The 1,419-nt window shown below is 36.4% G+C and carries 1 protein-coding gene and 1 pseudogene; both read left to right on the forward strand.

Going from position 1 to position 1,419, the window contains the following annotated elements:
- The coding region (locus LZZ90_RS13950; protein WP_237791317.1) for a GEVED domain-containing protein at positions 1-1,181 on the forward strand (1,181 nt) is incomplete at its 5' end.
- Positions 1,182-1,319: 138 nt separating this feature from the next.
- Positions 1,320-1,409, forward strand: a pseudogene (locus LZZ90_RS13955) (tRNA 2-methylthio-N6-isopentenyl adenosine(37) hydroxylase MiaE); the annotation flags it as partial.
- Positions 1,410-1,419 lie beyond the last annotated feature (10 nt).

Genomic DNA, 1,419 nt, shown 5'->3' on the forward strand with positions numbered 1-1,419 from the left:
GCACTACAGCAACTACATTAGTAGTAGCCAGTTTATCGGCATCTACAACGTATAACTTTTATGTGAAAGCTAAAGATACAGCTGGAAATGTATCATCGGCTAGTAACACTGTGATTGTAACAACATCAGCTCTAGCGGATACTTCTTTACCAACTGCTTCAACTCTTTCTGCTTCAGGAACTACGACTTCAAGCACTAACTTATCTTGGACTGCGGCAACTGACAATGTTGGGGTAACGGGTTATGATGTTTATCAAAATGGTGTACTCAAAACTACCACTACTGCAACAACATTAGCGGTAGCGGGTTTGTCAGCTTCCACAACTTATAACTTTTATGTGAAAGCTAAAGATGCAGCTGGAAATGCATCATCTGCCAGCAACACTGTGATTGTAACAACAATGAACAATGGTGCATCATATTGTACTTCAAGCGGTAGCACTGCAAGGGAATACATTAACCGTGTTCAATTTGGCAGCATCAACAACCTATCTGGAAACAACAATGGATATGGAAACTACACCTCGCAGTCAACAAGCATTTCAACGGGTTCTACAGTAACAATAACTATTACTCCGGCTTGGAATGGCACATCAACCAATGAAGCACATTCTGTTTGGATTGATTACAACCAAGACGGGAATTTTGCTTCTAATGAATTGGTTTTCAGTAAATCAAAAAGCAAAGCTTCAAATGTTAGCGGGAGTTTCATCATTCCTTCTACAGCTCTTCAAGGAGCAACAAGAATGAGAGTTTCTATGAAATATAATTCTGCTGCAGGAGCATGTGATGTATTTGCTAATGGAGAAGTTGAAGATTATACTGTTATCATTTCAACAGGAACAACTGCTAAACCTGAAATAGACACTGAAACTGAAGAAACAATAGTTAATACTGCAACTAAAGAAGCTATTAATAATACTGCAACTGAAAATAAAGAAATAAATAAACTTTCATTCAATTTGTATCCAAATCCTGTAAAAGATGGAACATTATTTTTCTCAGGTCTTAATGAAGACACTACAACTTCATACAGAATCTACAATTTATTAGGTCAACAACTAGCTGCAGGAACAATTGAGAACAACGCTGTTAATGTTGGTTCAGTAAAAGAAGGGACTTATATTATCGAAGTTTCTGATGGCAGATCAACAACAAGTAAAAAATTCATCAAAAACTAAATCCCAAATAAATCAGATCTTAAAGCTGCTCAGAAATGGGCAGCTTTTTTTGCTATCTTATTAATTTACTTCTTTCAAGTATAATAGCGGCTTAGTAAAAGTATCTGAATAAATGTTGCTTTCCCTTAATAAAGAAAAGTCGACGTTGATAAACGTTGGAAAGAATGGCTGGAGTATGAGGCTACGGTAATTGCCAAATACGGGAAAAAAGAAACCATTCACGGGTAATAAAATTCAC

This window comes from Flavobacterium sp. SM15, assembly GCF_022012335.1.
Lineage (GTDB): Bacteria > Bacteroidota > Bacteroidia > Flavobacteriales > Flavobacteriaceae > Flavobacterium.